23 protein-coding genes and 7 pseudogenes are annotated in these 25,235 nt (G+C 31.0%); 28 read left to right on the top strand and 2 right to left on the bottom strand.

All coding sequences use genetic code 11. The annotated features are described in order from the left end of the window. Positions 1-583 precede the first annotated feature (583 nt). Genes ABDZ93_RS17845 through ABDZ93_RS17820 form a run of 6 tightly spaced genes read left to right on the top strand, consistent with a single transcriptional unit; the run spans position 584 to position 6,330 of the window. Positions 584-805, top strand: a complete 222-nt coding sequence (locus tag ABDZ93_RS17845; protein ID WP_343827862.1) for a helix-turn-helix domain-containing protein — start codon at positions 584-586, stop codon at positions 803-805. Further along, complete coding sequence (locus ABDZ93_RS17840) at positions 798-1,871, top strand: DNA cytosine methyltransferase (protein WP_343827861.1); 1,074 nt, start codon at positions 798-800, stop codon at positions 1,869-1,871. Before ABDZ93_RS17845 ends, ABDZ93_RS17840 begins: the two co-directional genes overlap by 8 nt. After that, a complete protein-coding gene (locus tag ABDZ93_RS17835; RefSeq protein ID WP_343827860.1) occupies positions 1,861-2,889 on the top strand; it encodes a DNA cytosine methyltransferase in 1,029 nt (342 codons plus the stop codon). The genes ABDZ93_RS17840 and ABDZ93_RS17835 overlap by 11 nt, the downstream gene beginning before the upstream one ends. A gap of 17 nt (positions 2,890-2,906) precedes the next feature. Beyond that, positions 2,907-3,710: a hypothetical protein gene (locus tag ABDZ93_RS17830; RefSeq protein ID WP_343827859.1), complete on the top strand. Its 804-nt coding sequence runs from the start codon at positions 2,907-2,909 to the stop codon at positions 3,708-3,710. Continuing rightward, positions 3,707-4,864, top strand: a complete 1,158-nt coding sequence (locus ABDZ93_RS17825) for an AAA family ATPase (RefSeq protein ID WP_343827858.1) — start codon at positions 3,707-3,709, stop codon at positions 4,862-4,864. The genes ABDZ93_RS17830 and ABDZ93_RS17825 overlap by 4 nt, the downstream gene beginning before the upstream one ends. Further along, positions 4,864-6,330, top strand: a complete 1,467-nt coding sequence (locus tag ABDZ93_RS17820; protein ID WP_343827857.1) for an LlaJI family restriction endonuclease — start codon at positions 4,864-4,866, stop codon at positions 6,328-6,330. The genes ABDZ93_RS17825 and ABDZ93_RS17820 overlap by 1 nt, the downstream gene beginning before the upstream one ends. Positions 6,331-6,608: 278 nt before the next feature. Here ABDZ93_RS17820 and ABDZ93_RS17815 read toward each other — a convergent pair whose 3' ends face one another. Beyond that, complete coding sequence (locus ABDZ93_RS17815) at positions 6,609-6,866, bottom strand: hypothetical protein (protein WP_343827856.1); 258 nt, start codon at positions 6,864-6,866, stop codon at positions 6,609-6,611. Positions 6,867-7,283: 417 nt separating this feature from the next. Here ABDZ93_RS17815 and ABDZ93_RS20155 point away from each other — a divergent pair, with 417 nt between their 5' ends. The 20 genes and pseudogenes from ABDZ93_RS20155 (at position 7,284) to ABDZ93_RS17685 (ending at position 22,531) form a co-directional block, all read left to right on the top strand. Continuing rightward, positions 7,284-7,511: a hypothetical protein gene (locus tag ABDZ93_RS20155; protein WP_425544800.1), complete on the top strand. Its 228-nt coding sequence runs from the start codon at positions 7,284-7,286 to the stop codon at positions 7,509-7,511. 290 nt (positions 7,512-7,801) lie between these two features. Then, a complete protein-coding gene (locus ABDZ93_RS17805) occupies positions 7,802-9,112 on the top strand; it encodes a hypothetical protein (RefSeq protein ID WP_343827855.1) in 1,311 nt (436 codons plus the stop codon). A gap of 301 nt (positions 9,113-9,413) precedes the next feature. Next, positions 9,414-11,427 (top strand): annotated as a pseudogene (locus ABDZ93_RS20150) (VirD4-like conjugal transfer protein, CD1115 family); the annotation flags it as partial. After that, a complete protein-coding gene (locus ABDZ93_RS17775; RefSeq protein WP_486187762.1) occupies positions 11,414-11,767 on the top strand; it encodes an Mbov_0395 family pilin-like conjugal transfer protein in 354 nt (117 codons plus the stop codon). The pseudogene ABDZ93_RS20150 and the gene ABDZ93_RS17775, both read left to right, overlap by 14 nt. A gap of 43 nt (positions 11,768-11,810) precedes the next feature. Next, positions 11,811-12,041: pseudogene (locus ABDZ93_RS17770) on the top strand (DUF6133 family protein). 64 nt (positions 12,042-12,105) lie between these two features. After that, positions 12,106-12,940, top strand: a pseudogene (locus tag ABDZ93_RS17755) (conjugal transfer protein TrbL family protein). Continuing rightward, positions 12,940-13,149: a mercury transporter gene (locus tag ABDZ93_RS17750; protein WP_343827851.1), complete on the top strand. Its 210-nt coding sequence runs from the start codon at positions 12,940-12,942 to the stop codon at positions 13,147-13,149. The pseudogene ABDZ93_RS17755 and the gene ABDZ93_RS17750 overlap by 1 nt, the downstream one beginning before the upstream one ends. Before the next feature lie 196 nt (positions 13,150-13,345). Then, positions 13,346-14,848, top strand: coding sequence for a hypothetical protein (locus tag ABDZ93_RS17745; RefSeq protein ID WP_343827850.1), 1,503 nt, complete (start codon positions 13,346-13,348; stop codon positions 14,846-14,848). A gap of 87 nt (positions 14,849-14,935) precedes the next feature. Further along, positions 14,936-15,259, top strand: coding sequence for a hypothetical protein (locus ABDZ93_RS17740; RefSeq protein ID WP_343827849.1), 324 nt, complete (start codon positions 14,936-14,938; stop codon positions 15,257-15,259). A 6-nt stretch (positions 15,260-15,265) separates the two neighbouring features. Further along, positions 15,266-15,532 carry a helix-turn-helix domain-containing protein gene (locus ABDZ93_RS17735; protein WP_343827848.1) on the top strand — a complete coding sequence of 89 codons (267 nt, stop codon included), beginning with the start codon at positions 15,266-15,268 and terminating at the stop codon, positions 15,530-15,532. Positions 15,533-15,593: 61 nt separating this feature from the next. Then, a pseudogene (locus ABDZ93_RS17730) lies at positions 15,594-16,700 on the top strand (terminase TerL endonuclease subunit); the annotation flags it as partial. A gap of 165 nt (positions 16,701-16,865) precedes the next feature. Continuing rightward, positions 16,866-17,480 carry a hypothetical protein gene (locus ABDZ93_RS17725; RefSeq protein ID WP_343827847.1) on the top strand — a complete coding sequence of 205 codons (615 nt, stop codon included), beginning with the start codon at positions 16,866-16,868 and terminating at the stop codon, positions 17,478-17,480. A gap of 21 nt (positions 17,481-17,501) precedes the next feature. Then, positions 17,502-17,786: a hypothetical protein gene (locus ABDZ93_RS17720; RefSeq protein WP_343827846.1), complete on the top strand. Its 285-nt coding sequence runs from the start codon at positions 17,502-17,504 to the stop codon at positions 17,784-17,786. Between the two features lie 9 nt (positions 17,787-17,795). Continuing rightward, a complete protein-coding gene (locus ABDZ93_RS17715; RefSeq protein ID WP_343827845.1) occupies positions 17,796-18,215 on the top strand; it encodes a GIY-YIG nuclease family protein in 420 nt (139 codons plus the stop codon). A 66-nt stretch (positions 18,216-18,281) separates the two neighbouring features. Next, the gene (locus ABDZ93_RS17710; RefSeq protein WP_486187761.1) at positions 18,282-19,505 is read left to right on the top strand and encodes a phage portal protein; all 1,224 of its coding nucleotides are present in this window, start codon (positions 18,282-18,284) and stop codon (positions 19,503-19,505) included. A 32-nt stretch (positions 19,506-19,537) separates the two neighbouring features. Further along, positions 19,538-19,648: pseudogene (locus ABDZ93_RS17705) on the top strand (phage head closure protein); the annotation flags it as partial. Between the two features lie 28 nt (positions 19,649-19,676). Then, complete coding sequence (locus tag ABDZ93_RS17700) at positions 19,677-20,072, top strand: HK97-gp10 family putative phage morphogenesis protein (RefSeq protein WP_343827844.1); 396 nt, start codon at positions 19,677-19,679, stop codon at positions 20,070-20,072. Beyond that, positions 20,069-20,413: a hypothetical protein gene (locus ABDZ93_RS17695; RefSeq protein ID WP_343827842.1), complete on the top strand. Its 345-nt coding sequence runs from the start codon at positions 20,069-20,071 to the stop codon at positions 20,411-20,413. The genes ABDZ93_RS17700 and ABDZ93_RS17695 overlap by 4 nt, the downstream gene beginning before the upstream one ends. Beyond that, positions 20,406-20,975: pseudogene (locus ABDZ93_RS17690) on the top strand (major tail protein). The gene ABDZ93_RS17695 and the pseudogene ABDZ93_RS17690 overlap by 8 nt, the downstream one beginning before the upstream one ends. 104 nt (positions 20,976-21,079) lie before the next feature. Continuing rightward, positions 21,080-22,531, top strand: coding sequence for a DUF6884 domain-containing protein (locus tag ABDZ93_RS17685; RefSeq protein WP_343827841.1), 1,452 nt, complete (start codon positions 21,080-21,082; stop codon positions 22,529-22,531). A 165-nt stretch (positions 22,532-22,696) separates the two neighbouring features. Here ABDZ93_RS17685 and ABDZ93_RS20145 read toward each other — a convergent pair. Then, positions 22,697-23,206, bottom strand: a pseudogene (locus ABDZ93_RS20145) (ArdC family protein); the annotation flags it as partial. Between the two features lie 589 nt (positions 23,207-23,795). On the opposite strand from ABDZ93_RS20145, the gene ABDZ93_RS17680 reads away from it, so the two are divergent. Both ABDZ93_RS17680 and ABDZ93_RS17675 read left to right on the top strand, forming a co-directional pair. Next, on the top strand, positions 23,796-24,122 hold the full coding sequence (locus ABDZ93_RS17680; protein ID WP_343827840.1) for a hypothetical protein: 327 nt from the start codon (positions 23,796-23,798) through the stop codon (positions 24,120-24,122). 447 nt (positions 24,123-24,569) lie between these two features. Next, positions 24,570-24,959 carry a hypothetical protein gene (locus tag ABDZ93_RS17675; RefSeq protein ID WP_343827839.1) on the top strand — a complete coding sequence of 130 codons (390 nt, stop codon included), beginning with the start codon at positions 24,570-24,572 and terminating at the stop codon, positions 24,957-24,959. The last annotated feature ends 276 nt before the right edge of the window (positions 24,960-25,235 follow it).

The following is a 25,235-nucleotide window of genomic DNA, read 5'->3' as shown; positions in this document are numbered from 1 at the left end:
GTGTCCAAATAGCAAGGCACCGAAAATTGTTCATATCACCAAGCTGATATAAATGCAGACTGTTGTTAAGCTTACGAAGAGCGGAGCGATGAAGTAAGCTTTATAATATCCCATGCAAGGGTTGACATAGAAATCGAGCGTAGCAAAGTTGCAACCTACAGTCGGGACAATTGCTTTAATGATAAAAGAACTAAAGTGTGTAAAACGTTGATAAATAAAGGGTTTCTTAAATTGAGAGTGAAGCTATGAGTATTATAGTATACCTCTCGATTTTTGAAACCCTTCTTTTAGTTTTGTTCAGAATTACCTAAAAACAAATTATTTTATAGAGTTGAGAAGGTAAGTTGGATGTAAAGACATACAAGTGGGTGAAATTGATATAATGTTTGGTTAGTGTGAAGTATATTATAATGAGAATGAAAAAAATAAAAAAATAAAAAACAAGATGGGTGATTACAAGTATTTACACATACAAAACAAATATATGCAATTGCAAACTTATTGTTTACTAATCAAAATAAAATATGATATTATTATATTATAGTAGTGACTTTAAAAACTATTAGTAAAGGAAGTTAAATAGATGAATGTAAGCTATAATAATTTATGGAAATTATTAATTGACAAAGGAATGAAGAAAAAAGATTTACGAAAAGTAACAGGAATTAGTACGGCTTCGATGGCTAAACTCGGGAAAAATGAACATGTAACTATGGAAATATTAGTGAGAATATGTGAAGCACTTAATTGCGATATTTCTGACATCATGGAAATTAAAGATATGAAGGAGAATGAAAATGCTTAACGTTATAGACTTATTTTGTGGATGCGGAGGTTTAAGCGAAGGATTTAGACTTGCTGGATATAATATAGTTGGTGGTGTGGATTTTAATGAAGCTGCAATAAAAACATACAATCATAATTTTGTTGAAGCGAAAGGTATTTGTTGTGATCTTTCTAATATGGATGAAGAAACGATATTGAATACTTTTGGTGACTTGAGAAATATAGATGTGATTATAGGTGGGCCACCTTGTCAGGGATTTTCTGCTGCAAATAGATATAAAAGCGAGGGTGGTGATCCTAGAAATAAATTATTCTTTGAGTTTGTTAAATTTGTAGATTTAGCAAAGCCCAAAGCTGTTGTTATAGAAAATGTACGTGGAATAGTAACAAGTAATAATGGATATGCAAAAGATAGGATTTATGAAATTTTTGAGAGTAGAGGCTATAACGTAGTTCATAGAATTTTAGATGCCTCAGAGTATGGAGTTCCACAAAAAAGACTAAGAAACTTTTTTGTCATGACAAAAGGGTTTGAATTTGACTTTGATACTTTAATTAAAGTACCAGGTATTATAACAGTCAAAGAAACCATTGGGGAACTTTATGACTTTGAAAATAGAAATGAAACAGAAAAGGAATTAAAATCACAACCGATCACAAGCTATCAAAGATATTTAAGAAGAAAAGATGGGAAGATTTTTAATCATGATATTAGATATCCTGCTATAAAAGTTCAAGAAAGAATAGCTCATGTTCCACAAGGTGGCAATTGGAGAGATGTACCGGAAGAGTTATTTCCAAACAATAGAACCAATAGGCATTCATCAGCATATAAGAGACTTGATGAGACAACTACATCGGTAACAATTGATACGGGTAACAATCACAGTAATTATTTCCATCCGTTATATAATAGAATTCCTACAGTAAGAGAAGCTGCACGAATTCAATCATTTAATGATGAATTTGAATTTAAAGGCAATAGATCAGAGCAGTATAGACAAGTTGGAAATGCTGTACCACCTCTGTTATCTAAAGCTATTGCAGTACAATTAAGAGGAGCGATAGAAAACTATGAAAAATAAAATAATTGATTTATTTTGTGGGTGTGGAGGACTAAGTAGAGGATTTGAAATGGCGGGGTTTGAGGTGGAGGTAGCGGTTGATGTTTGGCAAGATGCTATTAAAACCTATAATCATAATCATAAAAATGCAGTTGCGATATGTGAAGATATCCATAATCTTAATGATGAATATTTAAATGAGATTGTTGCAAAAGGAGAGGTAGTGGGTGTTATTGGAGGGCCTCCATGTCAAGGCTATAGTACAGTAGGAACAAGAGATGTTAATGATCCAAGAAATCATTTATATTTAGAATATTGTAGAGTTGTTGAGAAGGTAAACCCAGAATTTTTTGTCATTGAAAATGTGAAAGGTTTGATAACATTAAGTGGAGGGACTTTTAGAGATGATATCATAAACAGATTTGAAAAATTAGGGTATCATATTGAGTATAAAATTATAAATGCGGCTAATTATGGAGTACCACAAAATAGACATAGGGTGTTTTTTGTTGGAATGAAGAAAAAAGGTTTTGAGTTTCCTAAGGAAAAAGACTATATTATATCTACATTAGAGGCGTTGGGAGATTTACCTTCACTTGAATATCAAAATGAATCAAATGAATATATTTCAGAACCCCAGAATGAATATCAAAGGAAAATGAGATCAAAATGTAAAAAAGTATTAAATCATCAATCAACTAATCATACTGAGCAAACAAAGAAAATAATAGGTATGATTAAAGATGGTGGTAAAATTTCTGATTTACCAGAAGAATATTGGAGTGTTAGAAAGTACAATAAAGCATTTCAGAGGATGCTAAGTACTGCGCCATCTAATACTATTGATACAGGTCATAGAAATTACTTCCACTACAAGGAAAATAGAATACCATCAGTCCGAGAAAGTGCAAGAATTCAATCATTTCCAGATGATTTTGAAGTGCTAGGGTCAAAAACAAGTCAATATAAACAGATTGGTAATGCGGTGCCGCCGCTGCTTGCATATGCAATCGCTAAAGCTATTAAAAATCAACTTTAAGAGAGGAGGAACTACTTATGAAATTAATCGTAAAAAATTGCTCATCCCCAGGAGCAAGTTTTACTGATAATACTAACTATGTGATTCTTTCATGTTATGAATGGGTTTTAGCTTATCCTAATGAAGTTAAACCGTTTGTAAATTTCAGAAAAGAAGTTTCAAAAGCTAAAAATTTCAATGATAACAATGCTCGTAATATTTATCCATTATTAAAAAATTGTGGATTTATAAATTACGAAAGAGGGTCATCAATTAAATATAAAGACTTCTTTACCAACGTAGGCTTGGCATATTGCAAGGCTCTTGATGCTATTAAAAAAATTAGTAATGATGAAACATATAGTAAGTATCAAAAACAAGAAGCGATTAATAAATTGAAATCCATAAATCAAAAAATTATTTATAATGGAATGATAAAACTTTTAAAGATTCCAGATAGTAATTATCGTGAGGCGTTTTTAACTTTTATGAAATGCTTTCTAGAATTTGAAAAAATGAATAAATATGAATTTGCATATATGTTACACGAAATGGAAGGTCAATCTACAGACATTATTACTTCAATGCGAGACAATATTTTAGCATATCGAAACGGGGAACAGGATTTTGAAGTGGAAGTAGATGTTCGTAATGATAACGATACTAGAGCGAAGAGCAATCAAGATCGCAGGCAAGAAGGTATAGGGTTTCTTACGGCTTTTTCTTTTTTCACTGCACTATTAACTCAAGCTGGATTAATTGTTAAGCAAAAAGACTATCATATATTGCAAACGAGCAAAATAAATGCAATGGAAAAAATAATAGAGGAGGCATCGCTATGAGTAATGATTCACACAATGATATTGGTGAGACCTTAGATGAAATTAAAGATTTATTGGATATTAAAAACAGTTATAGTGTAGAAGAAAGACAAGATAAATATCTGAGTTTAAAACCAATTATGTTCAATACCGGATACAAAAGCAATTATGCTAGAAATCGTATCCTTTTTGGAGCTCCAGGAACAGGAAAGAGTTTCACTCTTAATAAGGATCGTGAAAAACTTCTTGGGGAATATAATGGAAGTGATTACGAGCGTGTAACATTCCACCCAGACTACTCTTATGCAAATTTTGTGGGAACCTATAAGCCTGTACCTTGCAAAGATAGTGATGATAAAGAGTCAATCTCTTATGAGTATGTACCAGGACCATTTATGCGTACACTCGTTAAGGCACTACAGAATAGTAAGACTGATAACATCAAACCATATTTGCTTATCGTAGAAGAAATCAACAGATCAAATGTAGCGGGAGTATTTGGGGATGTATTCCAATTACTTGATCGTGGACAAGATGAAGTCAGTGAATACCCTATAAATACATCAATGGATATGAGAACATATTTGGCTAAGGAAGAAAATCTTGGTGGTAATCTTGAGAACTATGAAAAAATCAAAATTCCAGATAATATGTTTATTTGGGCAACAATGAATAGCGCTGACCAAGGTGTATTCCCAATGGATACTGCATTTAAGCGTAGATGGGATTTTGATTATATTGGTATTAATGATAGTGAAGATGGTATTAAAGGAAGAAAAGTTACATTAGGCTCAGGAACGTATGCTCGTTACATTGAATGGAATGAACTGCGTAAAGTAATTAATGATACGCTATCCTCTTATAGGATTAATGAAGATAAATTGTTAGGACCTTATTTCTTATCAAAGAAAATAATTAATTCTGGAACGGATATTGAAATTGATGCCAAGACCTTTATATCTGCCTTTAAAAACAAGGTTCTAATGTATCTGTTTGATGATGCAGCAAAACAGAAGAGACCTTCCTTGTTTGATGGATGTAAGGATTCAACAAAATATTCATCTATATGTACAGAGTTTGATAAGAGAGGGGTAGAAATATTTTGCAAGGAAATTAGGGACAAGTTTCCGAAGGCTACATTGGATACAGAAGACACTGAGGGGGCTGAAGAATAATGATATCCAAGTTTGTGCGTGAGCAAAAACGATATACGCAGAAAAACTTGATAGACATATTTGAATGCCCAGCTGAAAAAGCAGTCAATATTATAAAGAAGATGAAGGAATATGGTGTCTTAAAAGCTATAAAAGCGAACGATGCTCAGAAGAGTATGTCTGATTTGATAGATAAGGATATAGTAGTTGCTGATGTAGAAGTTGGAGAAAGCGAATATCTCTATGTTTTCACTTTTGTAGGGGTTATTACTGTTTACGGGAGAATTTTGAAATGTTACCCTAAATACATTACTAGTGAGATTTCTCCTAAATCTGAACTGAAGCAGATTCTAAAGGTTCTTGAAAAGTATAATGCCAAAGAACAAATTATTCGTATGTACAATGATAGCGAAGAAAGCGGTTCATTTAACTTGCTTGCAGTTATGATTTATTTAATGCACGATTACTATGAAAATGGAATTTACATCAATACTCAAGATATAATAGAGATAAATGGTTCTGGTGATATTTTATGGGACAAGACTATAAATGAAACATTTACTTTGATATGTAATAACCGTCCGTATTATACTGAACTACTAACAAAGAAAAGAGTAACAGATGATTTTGATTATTTTAAGAGACTGCATGAATGTATATTAAGTCAGTTTACAAAGGAACTTAAAAAAGCTGATTTACTGGATTTATTTGATATCATGCCGGTTGAGCTTTCGGATGAAACACTGGATGACTTTGGTGATAATGAATATATCCTTTACAGAATCCAGAATGAACTGAATATACAATTTAATACCCGTAAGCAGTTGGTCTTGAAAACAATTTATGCTTATGCGTCACACCGTAGCAATTTGTCAGCGGTTGATGGTTTCAGTATGTTTGGCACAAACAGTTATAATTTAGTATGGGAAAGAGTGTGTGCAGAGGTAATGAACAACCAACTACAAAACACATTAGGATCTCTTTCTTTGCCTAAATCTTTGCACAAAATCTATAATGAAAATGCCACTCTAATATCTCTTATAGAAAAGCCAAAATGGGTAGGAATTAGAAATGATAGAAGTTTATATACTAAAATAGCATCGGATACACTTATTCCTGACCTTATTACGATATACTCAAAGGATGGAATGTGCCACTTTGTTATCTTCGATACAAAATACTATATGCTCCAGTTAGAGCCAGATAAAGAACTGCGAGGTCAGCCGGGTATTGGTGATGTTACAAAGCAGTATTTATATCAATTGGCATATAAGAATTTTATAGATCATCACTCCATTACGAGTGTAAAGAACTGCTTTTTAATGCCAACAGACCAACCAGATATAATAGATAAGGGATATGTAAGTATGGAAATATTAGAGGCTTTGGAGTTGCAGCCTATAAAGATTAGGAAGTTACCTGCAACAATGATGTACGATTATTTCCTGAAAAATGAGAAAATGAATATCGATTTATTAAAATTATAGGAACAAAATAAACTATTAACAAAAACATGATTGAAATCATATATGTTTGTGGGTAAAGAAAATATTGACTTTATATATTTCCTACTATAGATACTTTTGAGGTATGTCCACGATATGGAGAAAGTAAAGAATTTTATTGATTGACTAGAGAAGATATAATTTCAAATGAAAATATTAAAATACATATAAGGGTGTGCCTATATGAAAATTTGAAGTCATTAGATAAAAAAGTACAATGTATTGAGTTTGAAATAAATTCAATATATTGTACTTAAACTTTATAGGTATGTAAAAAATCCAGGGGTTAGTTCGCCGGCATAAGTACCAATTATATTGTATTCATAGAATTCTTGAGCATCATCTTCAGTCCAGTTATTTTTATCCATAAGTATTTCAATAACTTTATCTTTGTTATAGATTGCAATAGTTTTATTAAAAATATCACAGTAGCCAATGATAGCACTATCAAGTCCGTCATAAGTAATTATGTTGGAATCAATTTCTTTAAGAATATCAACTTTTTTGTGAATTTCCATACAAGAGTAACCTGCAGTGCATAATTTATATAATATGCCTAAGAAGGTTGTAATGTTACAACAGAATCAGAAAAGTTTCAAAATTTATATTAAACTAAATTAATTGTACACGCTTGTAGATTGTCAACTACTTTAATTATAAATCAACAGTACACACAACCTCAATTTCATAAAATTCCTCTACAAATCTGTTTTAGACGACTATAAGACAACAATAAAAGACAAAGTTGATACATATGGAGCTACCGCTATGGCAGAGATTATGGACTTATAATTGTTGATGGAGCTAAAGGAAACCATAAAAATAGAGAAGAACACAGAGTTAAAGATAAAGAGCAAAGTTGGAAGTATGAGCTTTTCTTAGCAGTAAGGCAATGCAAATGGTGTAGTAGAAATAAGGAAGAATTTATTAAGAATATGGAGAAGCTAGGCTATAAAGTGGATTGGAGTGATGAAAGAAAATATATTACTTTTACTAATGCTAACGGTAAAAAATGCAGAAACAGAAAGCTATATCCACCAGAACAATTTACTAAAGAAGCACTTATTAAAGCTTTTGAATTAAATGAGCAGCAAGCAACTAAAAAACAACTTCAAGCAAAAATGAAACTTTTATTATCTGCCATTCAAATGTTAGCTAATTAGGATACAAACTATAATCAAGGATATTATCCTTTAACAGCTCTTGAAGGACAGGCGAGAAAGGAAAGGGCTATTGAGGAAGCTAAGGGAAGGGGATTAGATTGGAATAAATGTAGTGGAGAAGAAATGTAGAAATATAGACTACCGTAATGCTTGATGATAAAATATTAATAATATTTAAAAAATATGATAAAGGATTATTCTTATAATCTTATGACTGAGGTGGAATATATGGAAAAGAATAATAATTTAATCTGTTTTTAATGTGCTAAATAAAGGATGGAGGGATTGAAATGTCTTGTATTTGTTGCTTTTTTGATAATGAACATCAAAAACAATTGAAAGAAAAGTGCTTTGGCGAAACAACATTTAAAGATAAGTTAAGTATGTACAAAAAACTTTACATTGATGAATTTAAAAAGCTAAATTCGTTAACAAATTGTAATTGTCAGTATTCTAAAAATTATATAAATGAGCCTCTATATGTTCAGTTTTGTGATGATTTGCTTAATGATTATAGAGGGAAAATTGATTTGTTAGAAAATTTGTTTGATGGGCTTATTGAAGTATATGTAACATATATGGAAGGAAATGATAGTAATGCATATAGAAAACTAGATGCTTATTTCAATAAATATTGTACAAAATATTCATCTGATAATGCAATGCAGTTTTGTAATATATTATTTAGAGGAAGACCATATGGTCAATATGATAATGGAAATATATATGAGTATTACCATATACCATTCAGCAAAAAGAATATAGTGGGAAGTCAAAGATTTAGTATTGCAGGAAAACCTATGCTATATTTAGCAAGATCTATACCTACTGCTATTCAAGAGTTGGGGAATAAACCCAATAACGTGAATTTTGCTGCATATTATCCAAAGTATAGCTGGGTCTATCGTTTTGGTATGTACAATATTACAAATTCAATTGATATTACATTAAATAATTGTATTTATCCTTTGATTGTTAGTGGATCAGAAATTAAATATAATAATTATCAATTTACTTTTTCAAAGAATAATGCGGATATTATTATTGGTGATAGTATATTATTTCAAATATTAACATTTCCTGTGCATGTAAGGAATAAACAAATTGAAGAATATGTTTTGCCACAAATGTTTACTGATTATTTAGAAAAGCAAGGATATAATGGATTGGTTTATCAATCTACAAAAAATATAAAACAATTAACCAAGGATTTAAGATATGATATGCTTGATTATAATTATTGCTTCTTTGTTTCTGAAGATGGGAAAAATGATTATAATGAGAAGCTATTTGAGTGTTTTTATACAATATGTATTGGCAATTGTAAAGATAACATAACTATTAATGATGTAGACAATTTGTTAGATAAATGCAAAACTCTTATTATTAAAATGAATAAAGAATATGTTTTGGATGAATATTGTATGCTTAAAAATAATGTTGCGAGACATATAGAACGAATGAAAAAAATTGATGATAAAGAAAAAAACTATTATGATACTGAGAGCGGAAAAATTGAGGCAACGCTAATATATGGATTGCTTGAACAAGTAAAAGAGGTTATTATAAATCCTGAAAAATTTGATATTGTAAGGCGTTAATAAATAACTCTCTTTGTGATAAAAAATAAGATAAGACTAATATCATTACTACTATAATTTATATTTTTGTAAGATAACATTAATTTTAATTGATACAAAGGCTTGCCAAAACGGCAGGTCTTATTTTTATGCCATAAAATCAAAAGATAGGAGTGATACATTGAAATCCAAAAAGAAAAAATTACTTATTTCCTTACTGATAATAGTTGGAGGACTATTATTTAATGCTTATTTTTCAACAACCGTACAGTTGTTACTTACAAAGAAGATAACAACTTTAGAAATATCTAATTTTAAATATTGTTTAGCGAGCATGGCGTCAGGTAAAGAACAGTTGATGCTTTTTTTATGCCTAAATGGCTTCATAGTTTTATTTGCAATATTTTTCTTTGTAGCAAATAACAAGCCTTATCAAAGTGAATTAAAACAAATAACACCTAAAATTTCTACACCAGTATCAGCAGGACAAAAGCAGTTTGGTTCAGCAGAGTGGCTAAGTGAAAAGAAAAGGATTCAGCTTTTGAAAGTTTTATTCTAAATACCAATGGCAGCACAGTTAAAGCATTAATCAAGCAAGGCTATGATGACTTGCATGAAATTAGGAAGGGAAGTGAATGTAAAAATGAAAGAGAAGAAGGTAAAGAAAAACAAGAAGAAATTCAAGAAAAATCAACATTGGGAAAACAAGAAGGAAATGATGAAAAATCAAATGAAACCACAAAGTATTTGTAAGTGTTCCGAAGCTCTTTTACCGCAGGGTGGTGTAGTACTTGGTTATAGAAAGGAAGGTGGTAAAGAAAAAATATTTTTTATCGGAGAAGATGTTCATAGTTTATGCATTGGTGCAACTCGTTCAGGAAAAACAAGAACAGTGGTGCTTCAAAGTATAGGAACTATAGCTCTTGCAGGTGAAAGTATGATTTTGAGTGATACCAAGGGCGAGTTATATCAATATACCTATCCGTTTTAAGAAAGGTTAGGATATGAAGTTATTGCTATAGATTTTAAAAATCCCTTAAAGAGTGATAGATATAATTTTTTAGAGCCTGTAATTGAAGCAGTTGATAGCAATGATATAGCAAAAGCTATTGATGCTACATGGGATTTAACTTCTCAACTTGTAGGTGAGCCTAAAGGTGAAAGAATATGGACAGATGGTGAAGCAAGTATTATTGCCAGTGCCATTATGAGTGTTGTTTATGACAATAGAGAAGGGAAAAATCGAAAATATCAAAACATGACAAATGTTTATTACTTTATTAGTGAAATGTGTAAGGTTGTAGGAAATTCAATGCCTATTGTTGAGTATGTAAAAAAACTTAGCCCTACACATCCTGCAAAAGCTTTACTTGCTATATCAGAAGTTGCACCAAGTAAAACAAGAGGAAGCTTTTATACAGCAGCTCTTACTACTTTAAGGCTTTTTACTAATCCACTTATAAATTCTATGACTAATGTAAGTGATTATAATCCAAAGGAAACAGGAGATAAGAAAAGAGCCATATTTATTATTCTTCCTGAGGAAAAAACAACTTACTATTCGTTAACAAGTTTATTTGTATCACAGCATTATATAGAACTTGTAAAAAGTGCAGATGAAAGAGGCGGTAGATTAAAAATAGAGTAAACTTCTTGCTTGATGAATTTGGAAACTTTGCTCAAATACCTGATTTCTCAAATAAGCTTACCGTTGGTGGAGGCAGAGGAATTAGGTTTAATTTATTTTTACAGAGTTTTGCACAACTAGATGAAAAATACGGAAAGGAGGTGGCGAAAACCATAAAGGGTAACTGTGAAAATTAGATTTATCTTCAGGCAGATGACCTTGAAACCTTAGAAGAAATATCTAAGAAGTTAGGCAATTACACAGTGGCTACTTATTCATTAAGTGCTTCTCATGGGAAATATAGTACTCCATCAAGTTCGCATAGTATTAATCTTACTCATAGAGATTTACTTACAGTTGATGAAATAAGACTTATTTCAAGACCTTATAGTTTATTACGTCAAGAAATAATCCTGTAATTATGAATTCTCCAGACTTGTCAAAATGGCAATTTAATAAAATTTTTGGATTTGGAGATAAGGAGCATAATCGAAAGGTAAGAGAATTACGAGAAAATAGAAGGAAAGTAAGAAGTGCAAGTATGGAAGAGATGGAGCTGTGGGGAGTATGGCTTTATTACACAGCTAATGAGCAATTAGGTATTACAAAAAATTCAATAACGGGATTACAAGAAAAAGTTGTTAAGGCTCAAAGAATTAGCTATGTAACAGGAAATGAGAAAGGAGAAGATTATTTTGAAGAAGATTAGAAACTTTTTAGAAAAGACAAAAGAAAAAATATTACTGACTTTAGTATCAGTTTATACAGTTAGTATGATTGCAACACCAGTTTATGCAGCAAATGATGTCAAGAATAGCCAGATTGTAAAAGGTACAGAAAAGTTAATTAATGACACTACAACTTGGTTAATGGTACTTGCTCCAGTACTCGTAGGACTTTTAATTATATATTTTTGTATTAGAAGAAGTGCAGCAGATGAGATGGATCAGAAGAGATGGAATAACAGAATTGTGGTGGCAATTGTTTCATGCATTGGAGCGGTTCTAGGTTCGGCAACATTAAATCTTATTGTAGGGTACTACAAATAATTAATAAAAATTATAATAATCAAATTAATGGAGGTATAACAATATGAAAAATTTAGTATTAAGAACACAAATAAAGGCTATGAATATGGTAGGAAAGGCAAAAGAAGCTCTCACAAGCAAAAGCGGTGAGGGCTTTGTTGATACAGCAGTAAAAATTATAATGTCTGTAGTAATAGGAGCAGTAGTACTTTGAGGACTGTATTTATTGTTTAAAGATACTGTTCTTCCAACACTAACTCAAAAAATTAAAGATATGTTTAACTTCAAAGGTTAAGATAAATCCATTTAAGGAGCTTATGATATAAAACGTAAGCTCCTTAAAAATTGGAGGTGATGATGTGGAATATTTATTAGTGCTTTTAATTGCAGGAATATTAAGTGGTTGCCTTGCCTATGTAAATTCATTATTGAATGATTTAGTACCTATTGTGTTACACGCAGAAAGATATATGGATACTATGCTTGGAACGAATGGTTTAACAGAAGTATTTAATATTTTCTTTGGTTTTGGTGTCTCACTAATAGTATTGAAATTTAAAAGAAAGGCTTTGAGCAATATATTCTTTGGACAGAGGGAGATGCTGATGCAGACCCTATATTATGCTTACAGGATTTTTTAAAGCATTAGCAATAGCAGTAAGCTTTCCAACTTTATATGGTTGGCTAGGTAAAATTATTGAAGATTTGACAGATAAATTGATACAGGCAGTAAGTAAAGGAATGGTAACAGATTTTACAGCTATAATTAATGGAATATCAAGTGCAGGGCTTTTCACAGCCATTATTTCACTGATATTTTTTATATGTTTCTTCCTTTTATATCTTCAATTTTTAATGAGAGGAATGGAGATATTGATACTTCGAGTAGGTCTTCCAGTAGCTTGTGTTGGCTTATTAGATGCAGATAATGGTGTATTTAGGACATATATTCAGAAGTTTTTTCTGTCAACTTTAGCAGTGTTAGTACAAATAGTTTTAGCGAAAGTTGGAGTGGCATTAATGCTCAATACTCATGTGTTTTAGGTAGTAGCAGCCTTAATGCTTGCAATAAAAACACCGAAATTCTTACAGGAATTCATTATTGTATCAGGTGGACATAGAGCAGGAGTTATGGGCAATGTTTATCAATCAGTAAGGTTAGTACAAATATCGAAAGGAGCGTTTAAAAAGTAATGGATTTAGTAAAAGAAATGGCAGATGCGTTTGTAATGCTCATTAGAGTAGGTGCAGGATTAAGGGGGATTTACTGTTTTATAAGAATGGGTGCTTCAGAGGATGAAAGTGCTATGTATAAGAAGAGAGCTAAGAATACATTGGTATTTTATATACTTGCAGAAAGTATATGGCAGATAAAAGACCTAGTATTGGGATATTATTCATGAACGAAAAAATTATATATAATTTAGTGCGACATGTCGAAATTACAATAATAAATACTGACATTACTAAATTACAATAAAAATAAAATTTGATTATCAATGCTAATGCAGAATTATATACAAAAATCAACAAGTATGTAAAATTAAAAGGATTTAAAAAACAAATATAGAATTTATACCATTGAAAGAAGGTGTAAATATGCAAGAGGATTTCGGATATATGATAATTGATAATCAGGAAGCTTTTAAGATTTTAAAATCATATGAAGGAAAATGGATTTATGTAAAATCTACAGTAAATTTTTTTTGGAAAGACAAAGAGCAACATAATAGATTTGGTATGTATTCTAAATTAAAAGTACAAACATTTCAAAATTTATCAGATGTAATTTATCTTTATGGAGATGAAGATAGAGATAGAGTATTGATAGGTAAAAATGATATATTACAAAGTGAAAAGAGCTATGGACAAGAGGGAGTTAATTTAAAAATATTAATTGGAAATGACAATTCAATGATATGGTTATATTTTTTAGAAGATTTTATTAGTGATACTGTTAGAAGTAGAAGTAATAGTGTTAAAACAATAATGGAACAGACAACTACAAATCTTGTTATTACAGAAGGAAAAACAGATTGGAAACATTTAAAAAGAGCATTAAATAGACTAAACAATAAAAATATGTTTTGTGAAGGTAATTTTAAGTTTTTAGAGTATAATGATACGGAGATGGGAAACACTGAACTAATGTCATTATGTAAGCAACTTAGTAAAATTCCAAATGAATATAAAATAATTTGCGTTTTTGATGCAGATGTTCCAAGCATATTGAATAAGATTTCAACAGAAGGAGCTAACTATAAAGATTGGGGAAATAATGTATTCTCATTTGTTATTCCAGTTCCAAAACATAGGAAAAATACCCCGCAAATTAGCATAGAACATTATTATACTGATGAAGAATTACAAACTGAAGATATTAATGGAAGAAGATTATACATGGGTAAAGAATTTTCAAATATGTCAGGTATACACTGCAAAAAAGATAGATTTTGTGTAAATAAAAATAAATGTGGTGAAAAATCTATATCAATTTTGGATAGTGAAATATATCTTTTGAATGATGAACATAAAAATATTGCATTGTCTAAAAATGACTTTGCTGATAATATTTTAAATGAAATAGCACCGTTTGATAATATAAACTATGAAAATTTTAAAAGTGTATTTGAAATAATAGATGAAATTATTTCAGTGAAAAGTTCTGATAGTGAGAGTGGTAAAACTTATAGAGATCAAATAATGGAGTGGGGAAAAAGCCTTAAAAATAAGGGATGTAAAATAATTTATCAAGAGGAAGATATACTTTCTATTGTAGTAAAAGATGATAAAGATAAAATTACTAAATTGAAAAATAATCCAACAATAACCATTGTTAATTATATTTCAGAATATAATATTATTCTAATTTGTGTTTATCCAAGTAATGGAGATGAGAATGATGGAGTAATTATACCAATACAATTAGGGAATAAACTTGAAGAGGATATTCTTAGAAGAATTAGTTTAGGTTCAGGACAAGTTGAATTATTTTCTATTAGCGATGATTTACAAGAAATATCCGCTAAAGTAATACTAAGGGATGAAATGGGAAGAATGGCTTTAAAAATGGAGTTGGAAAAAGCCGGATTATTAAAATAATTATAGGAGCTCTTGAAAGGGCTCTTTTCTATATTTAAATATAGCATACTATTAGAATAATTTTTATAAATGGGAGGAGGTGAAACAGTGAATAACCACGAAAAAGAAACCCTATATATTCCACTAGGTTTAAAAACAAAAACCGAAATCTTTGATGGCTTTGGTAAAGAAGAGTTGTTTCAAGCTATTCTTGCTACATTAGTAGCAGGAGCAATTGATGTAATTGTATATATGATAGCTAAGAGCACCGCATTTTGTGTGGTGTTTATTTTATCTTCAATTGCAGGTTCTGTAATGATGCTTACTAAGGACAAAACTAATATTTCTGTTGTGGATCAGTTAAAATTTATGATTAAGTTTGCTAAATCACAGAAGAAATACCAATATAAATATCTTGATGAATGGAGATGAAGATAGATGAATGATGAGTTGGTAAAGTATAAGCTAGTAGGCACATTAAAGACAACTATTGCAGGTAAACTTATATATGGTTTATTGTGTGAAATTGCAGATTCTGATGGAAAGGTTCAAGTACCTATAAAGAAAATTAGTTATACATTAAGTATAGGTGAGAATACAGTTAGAAAAAATCTTCATAGACTTGAGGAAAAAGGGTATATAAATATTAGGAAGACTTATCATGATGATGGTGGAAGGGCAGCTAATATTTATATTATCAAGTAAAGGAGAATTAAGGGATGAATGAAAAAGTCAAAAGCAATAATGATTGTTGGAGTAATTTATATCAAAGCATGGTCTTAATGTGTATTAAGTTATTTTCGATGAACTTCATGCACAACTAATAGAGTTATTTGATGTAATGACTAAAGGTTCAGGAGACGCAAGACTACAGCCATTATTTTTTAAAATAACTGCTGCTAGTACAGATAGAAATTCCATATGCTTTTAGCAACACCAAAATGCTAACGACATAATTAAAGGTAGAAAGATAGATAAAACCTTTTATCTATTTATATATGGTATAAATGATAATACTGATTGGGGAAATGAAAAGAACTAGTATAAAGCAAATCAATCACTTAGGCATGCAATAGAAATCTAAAGGGTCAGTAATGCGTATAATAGTTAAAAGGAAAATCCAGCTGAAGAAAATATATTTAGACAATTAAGATTAAATCAATGTGTAAAACAATCAACTCGTTGGATACAGATGGATAAATGGGACGAGTGTGATTTTAATATAGATATGGATTCATTAAGAGGCAGAGAATATTATGGAGAACTTGACCTTGCAAGCACTACAGACATTACTGCTTTTGTTTTAGTTTTTCCTCTAAGAACATTTGATGAAAGATATATAGTACTTCCTTACTTTTGGATACTAGAAGATAATTTAAAGCTTAGGGTGAGAAGGGATCATGTACCTTATGATGTGTGGGAGAAACAAGGATTTATAAAAACCACAGAAGGTAATGTGGTTCACTATGGATTTATAGAAATGTTTATAGAGGAACTTCATACTAAATATAATATTAAAGAAATAGCTTTTGACCGTTGGGGAGCAGTTCAGATGGTACAGAACCATAAAGGAAAGGGATTTACAGTAGTTCAATTTGGACAAGGCTATAAAGATATGTCACCATCTTCTAAGGAATTAATGAAGCTAATACTTGAAAAGAAAGTTGCACATGGAGGAAATCCAGTACTTAGATGGATGATGGATAACATTTATGTTAAAACAGACCCAGCAGGGAATATTAAGCCTGACAAAGAAAAATCTACTGAGCGTATTGACGGTGCTGTTGCTTTAATCATGGCATTGGATAGAGCAATTAGGAATCAAGGTAGTTGTGGTAGTGTTTATGACGAGAGAGGAATTTTAATTTTGTAAGCAAATAGTTTGCTTTGAGAAATATTTTCTACTATTCATTAAGTTAAACATCAAATTCGTAAGGAATCGTTATGAAAAATATTGACAGAATATTACTACCATGATATATTTAACATAACGATACATGATGAAACGTAATGAATAATATGAAAGTGAGGTAATAGAATGAATATTTTTCAGATGAAAACAAAACCACACGGAATTGAGAGGGGTCGAGAATTCATTGACGAAAATTTTGTCTGCATTGGTTGGCCGGGCATAGGAAACTTAGAACAAACGAGCAAGGATGAAATACGTGATAGGTTAGAAAAAACTTACGGTTATACAGGTCATAGACTTGGAAATGCACTTGGGCAGGTCAACACATTTATTAATACGATGAAAACCGGAGATGTTGTAATTATTGTCGAGAAGGACAGGGCTTATATAGGTACCGTAGGAGATTACGCATATGAAGTACAATTTGATAACTCTCAAGACGGTATGTGCCATAGAAGAAGTGTAGAGTGGACTGATCGTGTATTGATCACGGATCTTGAAAGTAGTATTCAAAGGCTAATAAGTAATCGTAACACTATCTGCCAGTACCCGGAATCTATTGAAGAATCAGGATTGGATAAGGTTCTTGGTAAGCAGCCTTCGTTTAATAAAGAGGATTCTGCAAAGTTAGACAGTTTGATTCGTGAGGCATTAACGGTATTAGAAGAGGAATTGAAATCTACAGATCCTGATCGCAGACTAAAAGCAGCAGCGGAACTAATACGTTTAAAAAGCAACTAATAAATAAGGAGGTTCATGAATATGAAAAAAGAACAAGAACTAATGGATTTCTTACACCAAAGGGTATTTGACCCAATTTTAAATTCAACAACCTCCCCGTCAAAAATAAAGAGCGGGGTAAATCTTACAGTTGCAAGAATGAGCAGTCTAAGTGCAGAAAAGATGGTTCAATATTTTTGGTCTGCACTTGCAACAGAAAATGCTATTACGTTTTCTAAGCATTTAAAAGCAGAAGGATTAATACGCTTTGAGGATGTTATGGAAGAGTTTAGAGATAAATTTAATGATAGATGGTTAAGGGAATAGAGGGGTATAATGAATTTTAACGTGAGAATGGAACTGGCAAGTAAATTAGTTGAAGACATTACATCTAGTGAGAAGTATTATTTTGAAAATTTAGTACCATCCAAGTTGAAAGAAGATTTAGCGGTTGTATATGCGATTGTTGATAAGAATACATTAGAAACACTTTATGTAGGTAGAACTAAAAAATTAAGACGCAGATTATATACTAATCATTTGCAAGGTAATAAATCTACAGCTAGGCTTAAGAAATATATTGTTGAAGATGAAATAAATTATCCTAATATTAATACTTATGATGATGCAAAACAGTGGATTAAAAATAACTGCTATTTTCAATATATTAATATTGAAGATTCAAGAGAAAGAGGTCATGTTGAAGGTCTATTAGGGTTTTTACTTGATTCAAGATATATAGAAGATGAACATTAAGCAATAAAATTTAAGCATCTCAAATGAGGTGCTTTTTTTCATACCCATTTTTAGGAGGTAAACATAATGAAAATACCAATAATATCAAGACTTTGGGAACCTAGAGCAGGTCCCAAGAATAGTTTTTGGGGTAGCACTTATAGTTTCTTCTTTGGAAGTACTACAAGTGGTAAAACAGTAAATGAAAGAAAAGCAATGCAAACTACTGCAGTTTATGCCTGCGTTAGAATATTAGCTGAAACAATAGCTTCACTGCCACTTCATACCTATAGATACACTGAAACTAGTAAGGAGAAGGCTGCAGAACATCAAATATATCATCTCCTAGCAGATGAACCAAACCCTGAGATGACCTCATTTGTGTTTAGAGAAACATTGATGGGTCATCTTTTATTATGGGGAAATGCCTATGCTCAGATTATAAGGGATGGCAGAGGCAAAGTTACAGCTCTATATCCACTAATGCCTAATATAATGTCTGTAAAAAGAGCTGATAATGGTGAAATATACTATGTTTATTGCAAAGAAGGGCAGAATTATACTCTGAGAAATGATGAAGTTTTGCACATTCCTGGTCTTGGATTTGATGGATTAATTGGTTATTCTCCAATAGCTATGGCTAAAAATGCAATAGGTATGGCAATAGCAACTGAAGAGTATGGAGCTAGTTTCTTTGCAAATGGAGCAAATCCAGGGGGAGTTCTTGAACACCCTGGAATAGTAAAGGATCCTGCTAGGGTTAGAGAAAGTTGGAATAGTGTATATCAAGGAACTAAAAATGCACATAGAGTTGCAGTGTTAGAAGAAGGAATGAAGTTTCAAAGTATAGGTATTCCACCAGAACAAGCACAGTTTTTACAAACAAGAAAATTTCAATTAAATGAGATAGCTAGAATATTTAGAATTCCACCTCATATGATTGGAGATTTAGATAAATTAAGTTTTTCAAATATTGAACAACAATCACTTGAGTTTGTTATGTACACACTTGATCCTTGGGTTGTTAGATGGGAGCAAGCTATTAAAAGAGCCTTGTTTACTGAAAGTAAAAAGAAACAGTATTTTGTTAAATTCAATGTAGATAGATTACTTAGAGGAGACTATCAAAGTAGAATGAATAGCTATGCTGTTAGAAGGCAGAATGGTTGGCTATCAAGTAATGATATAAGTGAACTTGAAAACCTTAATAGGATACCAGAGGAGCTTGGTGGAGATTTATATTTAATTAATGGATACATGACAAAACTTGCTGATGCAGGTGAATTTGCTAATAAAAATAACATAGGATAGGAGGAGAAAAATGAGAAAGAGAGAAAACTGTAAAATTCTTAATAAGGTATGTGGAAGGTATAGATGAATCTATGATAATTTTATTTAGGAATAAGCAGTATAACATATCCTTCATAGATAATATAAAATATATAAATAAGTAAATTGAAATAAAAGCTGTGGAGGTGGAGGATGATGGCTAAAGTTGAACTTGAAGGGATGGAAGAACTTATTGATAAAGTTAATAAATTAGGAGAAAAAGGTGAAGTTATTAAAAAGAAAGCATTAGATAAAGTAGGAAAACTTGTAAAAGAAGCCATGGAAACACGAGCACCAAAATCTGAAGAAACTAAAAGGCACATGGCTGAAAATATACAAGTGTCAGAAATACAAAAGGATAATGGTGTAGATTTTATTAAAGTTGGACCTAATAAAGGTGATAACTCAGAGTTCTTTTACAGTAAGTTTACTGAATGGGGTACAAGTAAAATACCAGCACAGCACTGGGCAGAGAAATCAGTTCTTGAAAATAAGAGAGAAATAAATGAAACTATAAAGACAGAATTACAAAGAGGTATTGATCAATGATAAGTAAAATAATATTAGATGCATTAAAGCCACTAAAGATTCTAGTATCTTTTCAAAAGTATAGTGACAAAGCTAAAACCTATATAACTTTCCATGAATATTTAGTTTTAGGAGAAGAATATGAGGACGATGAGGAAAGCTTAACAGCACACTATATTCAGGTAGATATTTGGTCAAAGGATGATTATACAGAGTTAGTTAAAAGTGTAAAAGAACTTTTGCTTAAGGTAGGATTTAAAAGATTAAATGAAATAGACCTTTATGAAGAAGATACTAAAATCTATCATAAAGGTCTTAAATTTTATTATTTAGAAGAAAGGGAGAGTGATATAAATGGCTAGACAAGTAGGTCTTAAGGATATTCATATAGCAATACTAAAAACTGATGATGCTATAGGAACAACTTATGATACACCAATAAAACTTGAAAGAGCAATAAGTGTAAAGCTTTCACCAAAGTCAAATTCAGATAATATTTACTCTGATGATGCAGTGGAAGATATTATCACTGCATTTGAAGGCGTAGATGTTGAAATAGAAGTAAATCAACTATCACTTACAAGTAGAGCAGAGCTTCAAGGTTCAAAAGTTGTAAAAGGTGTACTTATATAAAATAAAGATGATATACCCCCAACAATAGCATTAGGATTTAAATCAAAGAAGAATAGTGGAAAGTATAGATTTGTATGGCTACTAAAAGGTAAGTTTGAATTTGCCACAGATGAATATGATACAGAGGCAGAAAAGCCAAAGGCACAGAGTGCAAAACTTAAGGGGAAATTCTATTCTAGGGACTTTGATGGAAATTATAGATTTATCTGTGATGAGGATGCAGAAGGAGTAGATGCAACTATTATTAGCTCATGGTTTACTGCTGTGCCTAGTGAGCCTAAAGATATATAAAATGACTAAAATGAGGATCTAAAAAAATATAACCCTAATTGTTTAAATTTAACAATTAATGTATAATCTTATACAAGAGAATGCTATTTTAGGGGGAATTTGAGATGAGAATTGCATTAATATCTTGTACAAGTAAGAAAAAACAATATAAATGTACGGCATCTGAACTTTATTCAGAAAGTCCTAGATTTAAATTAGAATATCAGTATGCAAAAAAAAGAAACTGTGATGAAGTTTATATACTATCTGCTAAACATGGATTAATAAGTGAATTTGAGATTGTTGAGCCATACAATGAAACTCTAAATGATAAATCTACAGAAGAAAGGAAAGTATGGTCATTAAATGTTCTAAATCAAATGAAGAATAAATTTAATTTAGACGAGAATGAGTTTATCATTCTTGCCGGTATTAACTATAACAAATATCTCATACCACATTTGAAAAAATATGAATTGCCGTTAAAAGGAAAAAGTCTTGGAAACTGGATACCAGAACTGAGACGTTTAATAGAAAATGTAGATAAAATAGAGAGTACAGAATCAATTGAAGATATAGATGATAAAGTAGTCTTCGATGATTTTGAAAATACAGATGATAAATGCCTTGCACTTCACAAAATTTTTAATAAAACTAAGAGATATGATTGGAATCAGATAGATAATATACCTTTTGAAAATGGCATATATATAATGTTTCAAAAAGGTGAGAAATATAGAGGTATGGATAGAATAGTTAGGGTTGGAACGCATAGAGTTGATAATAGATTAAAACGAAGACTTAGAGATCACTTTGTTAAAAAAAATGCTGATGGCAGTATTCTAAGAAAGAATATAGGAAGAGCATTGTTACATCAGAGTAATGATCCATATGAATTTATATGGGAATTAGATACATCTAGAAGAGAAATAAAGGAGCAGAATAGGGAGTTAATAAAAATAGATTATGAGCAAAAGATTGAGGAAGATATAAGTGAATATTTACGTGAAAATATTTCATTTATATGTTTTCAAGTAGACACTCAAGAGGAGAGATTAAGACTTGAAGAGGCTATTATATCAACATTGTGGAAGGGACTAGAGTTTAAATGTTCTGCACAATGGTTAGGGTTAATTTCTCCAAAGATTGAGATAGTAAATAGTGGACTTTGGAATGTGCAGGGGTTAAATGCTGAAGTGTTAAAAGAATCAGAAATTAACAAAATTAAAAATTTAATTAAGTACACATATATTAAAGATAAAAAACAACAAGAATTAAAAATAGATGTTATCAAACATAAATACGATTGTAACGATGCAAAGAATAGTATAGGAAATACAAAGGTATCTACAGCTGAAATTAGAAATTTCATAAAAAATATTTTAGACCAAGCACGAGAAGCTAAGTTAAAGTATATAGATATAGTTTCAGGTGAAATCCATAAAAAAATGGGCCTTAAAAATAAAATGTCATCTGTTTGTGATGCTATGTATAAATTAAGAAAAGAAAATGATGAAATATTAAAGACTACACCAAGTGGCAGAAGTTCTACCATTGTAATAAGATATTATATATAAATTTAGATACAAAAAGGATTTACTATATAAGTAAGTCCTTTTTTAGTATCTAAAAATAGATTGGAGGGAAATAAATGAAAGCATCAGAACTTAAAAATAAAGGAATAAAGTTTAAACCCAGTGATAAGGAGATTGTAGCTGCTGTAGGCCCTATAATTTTAATCATAGTAACTCCATAAAAAGCTCAAACTGCTTTACATCGCCTGTGAGATTGTCTGCAAGGTTGGGTAAAGGCCCGCCCTCAGTCCGAGAAATATCAAACACCGATACCACCTTATACATAGGGATTTTTATTTCCACTTCCTCTGTCATTACCTTGCCATCCTTATCAAGTATAGGCACTTTGGTCAGAGGGGATAATTTTCCTGCTCCTTTTATCTTGTAGGGTGTGGGAGCAATGATTTTTATGCTCCTATCACCTTTTATTACATGACGGGAAAACTGATCCCTCCATTTATTGAATCCAGACACAAGGGTAGCATCGGATTTCTACATGGCAATAAGCAGGGTGTTGTTAAGCGAATAGCTGTAAAAATGGGACATGGTGCGAAGATATTACATACACTTGTCGCTTTCAAACAGCCCCTGGATACTGATTTCTATGCTGCCGGTAATCTCTTTCGAGCGTTCTTTTGTTGTGTTATTGTCTACTATAGTGGTTACTCCCTTCAAAATTTACATTTTGTTATTTCTTTCTTTTTAGTGTCATGGTAAAATTGAAATAGAAAAACCACCCAATTGAAATTGGAAGGTGGATAAAAGAGCATATATTTGATTGGATGTGAGCGTGTGTTTTTTTTGGACAACACAAAGCAATGAAGTATTAGAAATATCATTGAATAAAGGTGAGTATTTTCCTAATTCTCAAAATGCTATTATACAGTTAGAACTATTTAACAACTTTGATTATGTTCCAGTAAATTTTTGAGACTTTATAATTCTATCGTATAGGGTGTCTCAATTAGATGAGTTTCAAAAGTATACAAAACTTAACCTTTCCAATATACCCTATCAGAGCTTTCATGATGATTTAGTCATATCTCAAGAAATAGGATGGATGTGTGATGAAGTAGACGGTTTTGGAGAATCTCCACTATATAACATTCGGCAAGTGCATTTTCCATACATAAACATTTCTCATATTGTTGGAATTTACCCTACATATGATTATGAAAAGTGTATGTTACAGGATCTCCCATACGCAGCCAGTCAACTAATTAAGAAAATAAAGTTAAATAATGTTAAAACAAGGAGGTGAAATAAAATGATGAAAGATGGAAGACCTTATAGCACTGAAAATGGGTATATAGATGCAGCTTTGATTACGGATCATCCACAGCAAGAAATTGATGCTGTTTTTAATTGGATTGCTGAAAATATCTGTCCAAGAAAAACGCCACTGTTAAGCCATACCAGTTATGGCATTAAACATACTTTAGAAAGCGATACTGGAATATATCTGACTAACAATGAATTTAAAGATGCTATGCTTTCGTGTGGCTATACCCCAGTTAATCCAAATGAACTTAATTGGAGTTACTGTATCAGCAAGCGTTCTCTGGCATTTGACCCAAAAGCTCGCAAAAAATAAGCAACACCCATATTGAAGATGGCAGCAGCCATATTTCTAGAAGCAGTTACTATGCATGGGACAATTTCTTAAATGATGTAAATAAATCTGTTGCTAATTATTATGGTTTTATTTGTAAAAAGGTGGAATAAATTTATGAAAGAAAAATTATTAAAGTTAAAAATGCCAAAACAATATGAAGATAATCTATTTGTATATGAGGAAGGCTTGGATAATTCACCAGAGTGGATAGAATTATAACGACTCGGATGGTCTTTACAAGAATATTCAAAGCTTCAGAAATTAATTGAAATTGAATATATGAAATATAGATTAAATGATGAGATAAATGATAATACAATAACACCAGAAGAGATTAAAGAGATAAATGAATTAATTGAAGATGCTATAAAAGAATATAATAAAATATAGTAGGCACTTACTTAGGTTAAAGAGTGAGTGCTTTTATTGTATTTTACAGCTATAATTTCAAATAAAAGTTTAAGGCTATGTGACTTAAGTAAAACAAATGATTATATGGAACGTAAATGGATACTTAATATTTTAGAAGATTCACTTATTAAAGCATTTGAGAAAAATGAAATTTCTATTAATTTAAAAGAAGATTATTGTTATGATAAGGGAATACACAATCAACTTGCGTTTATCATTGATATGCTTAAACATTATGTTGAGAGTTCAAGTTATATTACGTGTTTTTCAAAAAATGGAGATTTATTAAGTAAATGGAGAGCATATGGAGAGAATGGAAAAGAGGTTTCAATTGGATTTAATTCAAAGTTAATTTCTAAAGCTATAAGCAGGAAGAATAAAGTTTACGGTATAGTCATCGTATAATAAGGGTATCCCTGCTTTGTAGCTATAAGCCATTTAGGGAGATATAATCTTAGCTGGTCCAACCCAGTACATTAGAATAGATAAAAAAGCACCATCTGCTGATGTTTCTATTCATGTAAGATTCCTTTATGATGAGCATGTATTTAGATTCATTTATAAATTTAATGGAATGACTTATAAGAATAAACCAATAATGCCTTACAAGGGTGCCAATCCACTAGTCCATTTGTAACTTTAGGGGATAGATAAAAACGATAAATTATACTACAAGCAATT

This window comes from Clostridium subterminale (assembly GCF_039521425.1).
GTDB classification, from domain to species: domain Bacteria; phylum Bacillota; class Clostridia; order Clostridiales; family Clostridiaceae; genus Clostridium_J; species Clostridium_J subterminale.
Note: the sequence above shows the minus strand (reverse complement) of the source record. Positions and strands in the feature narration are given on the sequence as shown.